Source organism: Arsenicibacter rosenii (assembly GCF_001870735.1).
Taxonomy (GTDB): domain Bacteria; phylum Bacteroidota; class Bacteroidia; order Cytophagales; family Spirosomataceae; genus Arsenicibacter; species Arsenicibacter rosenii.
This window is the reverse complement of the sequence record NZ_MORL01000069.1, coordinates 1-4,152: the sequence shown is the minus strand read 5'-3', so window position 1 is coordinate 4,152 and position 4,152 is coordinate 1. Positions and strand designations below refer to the sequence as shown.

The window sequence follows — 4,152 nt, the reverse complement described above, 5'->3', positions numbered from 1 at the left end:
AGATACCTTTCCTTCTTTGGAGGTATATTTGGTATTAACCGGTATGGTTGCAATCAGGTCAACCGTTTTGGTTTCAGGGTCATATTTTTTTAAAGCGCCTTTGCGCTCTACAATAAAGGCAGTTCCGTCTTTCAGAATCTCAAAAGACATCGGCTCGTCGAGGTCTTCCGCAACAACAACCGGTGTAAAACGGGTATCATCCGGCTTTCCGGAATCATCCTGAACAATAAAGGAGGCCAGTCCCGTGAACAGGGTCAGGTGCAGCACCACCGAAAGCGGGCGCGTTAACAGCGAAGTAAACATTATATCATCAGGTTTAAGGGACGTTAGAAAACGCTATACGTACAAATTACGTAAAGAACACGGATTCTTCAAAACCGAAAAATTAAACCTGAGCTACAAATAATTACATTTTTATAAGTTTATTACAATCCGAACATAAATGGTAACCATTTTCTTTACGATGTAAAGAATTGACTTAACCGGCAATCAGCCCTTAGGCAGCAACTGGTAACGTAAAATAGAAAAGAGCCCCGTTTTCGATTTGCTTATCCACGTCAATTTGTCCGTGCATCGCTTCGATAAATTCTTTGGAAATGGCCAGGCCAAGCCCTGTCCCTCCCTGTTTTCCTTCCTGATTGGGGGCCTGAAAATACCGCTCAAAAATCCGGTTCCGGTATTCCGGTTTAATGCCGGTCCCATAATCCCGGACCGTAAACCGGACGACATTCCCCTCAACCTGCAGGCCAACATCAATACCTGACTCCTCCGGGCTGTGCCGGATAGCATTCGACAGCAGATTGATTAATACCCACGAAACCTTGTCAGGGTCGGCTGCAACCTGGGGCACTCCCTGATCAACCGTAGTGCGGATCGCAATCTTCTTCTGTGCGGCGGCAACAGAAATGGCATTTCTGGCGACTGAAATGAGGTCCGCGGGCGGCACAGACTGCACGCGCAGCTGAATCTGACCCGATTCGGCCTGAGCCAGATTGAGTAATTCGCCGGTAATCGCCAGCAGACGGTCAGCGTCTTCCCGGATATGGCCGACCAGGGCGTGCTGATCCGGATTCAGAGCACCCACCCGGTTGTCGTCCAGCAACTTCAGGCTCATTTTGATCCCGCTGATCGGCGTTTTCAGCTCATGAGAAACCGTGGCAATAAAGTTGGTTTTAGCCAGATCAAGCTCTTTGTAGGGGGTGATATTTTTCAGTACAATCACAAAACCGGCATCTACCGGCTGCTCCTCACCGGTCCGCAGCACCTTAACCGGCTGAATGTGTTTGGTATAGTAGTTTTCCTTTCCGCTTTCGGGATCAAAAATCTTTAACATGGCTGCCTCCTGAGCCTGACCGGCACCCGCCTGAAGCAGACTCCGCAGCAGGTCATTATGCAGGGCTACATCAGGCGCATATTGTCCGATCAGCCGGCTCTCGGGTATACCCAGCAGCTGCACGGCTACCTTATTGACAAATACCACGGACCGGCGTTCGTCAAAGCCGATAATTCCGTCGGTCATGATCTGAATCAGGGTATCAATCCGGCGTTTTTCAAACAGCACTTTGGCCAGATTAGAATGTTCGTACTCGTCCAGTTTCTGGGCCATGTTGTTGAACGACCGCGCCAGTTCGCCGAACTCATCGTCTGATTTAAAGTATAGCCGTTCTTCAAAGTTCCGGCTCGTGATCTGCCGGATACTGTTGGTCAGTTCAACAAGCGGATTGGCCACATACCCCGGAAAATTAATGGTAAACGAGAAAACGATCAGAAAACACACAGCCCCGACTACAGTCAGCCAGACCAGGGCGTTTTTCGCCGTGGCCTCCGCTGTTTCGTTTTTCCGGAACATCGCCTGCCGGTTTATATCATCGAGCTGAATCAGGCTTTGCTGTACCCGTTTCAGGTTATTAAGATCACCGGCATTCGTTCTGAAATTGTCAAAGGCCCTTCTCAGGCTTTCGGTAGCCTGTTGTTCACCGGCTTCAGTGATATTGGCCTCCTGCCTTTTGAGGGTTTTGTCAAAGTCATCAAGGTCCGATGGCTGGCCGGCCAATAACGCTTTCTGCATCGAATTAACATATTCGAGCGAAATGTAATTGTCTTTCAGAATCTCCTTAGCATCATTGGCCAGCTGGTTCAGGTAATAGGCTCCTAATCCACCGAGCAGCGTGACAATGACAAACAGGAAACCCATGCCAAGTGATATTTTCGATTTCAGTGTCATGACAGAATAATTAAGTCGACATCCGATCCGGATAAGTTATTGATCAGCTGATTAAAGGCAAAGGTGCGTAAAATGATCTGAACCAGCTTAAAATGGGGTTTTCCGATGCATACGGTCGTAATCTGCCTTTTTTCAACCTCCTCCATCAGGCAATCTACAATATTCGTTCCTTTGGCCTGTATTACCACGGCCCCCAGCTCCGTAGCGAGTTTCAGGTTATTGATCAGGTGCCGCTGCACATCCAGCTTGATCCGGTCCGGGCTTTCGGCCGGGGTCTGCACATAAAGCACATACCAGCGGGAGTTATAATAGCTCGCCAGCCGTGCCGTTTTCCGGATGATGCGGCGGGCGGTCTGCGGATTGCTGCTGATACAGGCCATAAACCGGTCGTGGCGCAGGGCGTTCGGGCTCATTACGGCCTGGTCAACGCGCCGTTCGACCTGCACGGCCACTTCTTTCAAGGCGAGTTCGCGCAGTTGGAGGATCTTATCCGGCTGGAAAAAATTCCGGAGCGCCGTTTCAACTTTCGTCTTTTCGTAAATTTTCCCTTCCTTCAGCCTCGTAATTAGTTCGTCGGCCGTAAGGTCAATATTCACCACCTCATCGGCCAGCTGAATAACCCGGTTCGGAATGCGTTCGGTCACCTCAATGCCTGAAATCCGCTGTACTTCGTCGAACAGGCTTTCCAGATGCTGGATGTTTACCGCTGAAATCACATTGATGCCCGCATCCAGAATCTCCAGTACGTCCTGCCACCGTTTTTCATTTTTAGAACCGGGAATATTGGTATGGGCCAGTTCATCGACGATGACCAGTTCGGGGTGCAGATTCAGTACCGCCTGCAGATCAAGTTCTTCCAGTTGTTTTCCCTTGTAAAACAACGACCGGCGCGGAATTACCGGTAACCCATCCACCAGCGCCCGGGTTTCAGGACGCTGGTGGGTTTCGACAAAGCCAATTTTGACGTCAATTCCACTTTTCAACAAGCCATGCGCTTCCTGTAACATACGGTATGTTTTGCCGACCCCGGCACTCATCCCGATATATACCTTGAATTTTCCCCGGCGTGAAGCCCGGATCAGATTCAGAAAACGTTCGGCATTCTGATCATTGGTGGTCATTGGCCACGTTGGTTAGAATTGAATGGATAAACTGGTGGTTATTGCCGTATTCAGCCGTGAGGGTGTCCCTGCCTTATCGTTGAAATACGTCCCTTTGCCATGAAACTGCCTTACTTCAATCCGCCACAATGCCTGAGGGGTTATGGCATAATCAGCATTCAGGGAATAACCGGTCGTTTCAAATCCGCCTCCGGTACCCGTCGTAATAACTACTTCGTGTTTATCCTGAAAATATTCAGCCCGGCCTGCCATCCTGAATTTATCAGAAAACCGGTAACGCAGGATCGCGACCGGTGTAAGCCAGGTATATGCTCCTTCGCCTGTCCGCTTTCCGTTAATAACCGGTTTACGGTCACTGCCGATATCAAACCCGAGAATGAGACCTGCTTTTCCTTGCTGAAACTGGGTGTACAGATTATGGTACATCCGGCGCTGGCGCAGGGAGTCCGGCCGGTCAGAGCCGAAATAGGTACTCCAGTTAACCGTGAGTGAGCCGGTTGGCCGGAATTGTAGCTGCGTACTCAATCCCGGCGTACTTAGCCCATCAAGCCGTTTTATCCGCTGCCAGCCGTTGACGACAGCCCCCAGCACGGTCCATTTGCCGTTTGGCGTATTATAGGTCAGTTTGGCGCCTGCCAGGTAGTAGGGTGAGTTTTCGGCTACCAGGCTTCGTGTCAGGGTCCAGTTATCGCGGCCTACCGCACTTTCAAAGCCGATGTGGGATGAAAAAATACCCGCATCCAGCCACAGATCCCGCTTGCCCGACAGCTTAACACCGGCATTCGCTTCATAGATATGCTGCATGAC

General features: G+C 50.3%; 3 protein-coding genes and 1 pseudogene. All 4 read right to left on the bottom strand.

All coding sequences use genetic code 11. The features are described from left to right. Positions 1-303 (bottom strand): annotated as a pseudogene (locus BLX24_RS29570) (PQQ-dependent sugar dehydrogenase); the annotation flags it as partial. Between the two features lie 193 nt (positions 304-496). Further along, entirely contained in the window at positions 497-2,224 is a 1,728-nt protein-coding gene (locus BLX24_RS29565) for a sensor histidine kinase (protein ID WP_071506816.1), read from the bottom strand. Next, a complete protein-coding gene (locus BLX24_RS29560; protein WP_071506815.1) occupies positions 2,221-3,345 on the bottom strand; it encodes a sensor protein KdpD in 1,125 nt (374 codons plus the stop codon). The genes BLX24_RS29565 and BLX24_RS29560 overlap by 4 nt, the downstream gene beginning before the upstream one ends. A 12-nt stretch (positions 3,346-3,357) precedes the next feature. Beyond that, positions 3,358-4,152 (bottom strand): outer membrane beta-barrel protein (locus BLX24_RS29555; protein WP_071506814.1); only part of this gene is annotated, 795 nt, incomplete at its 5' end.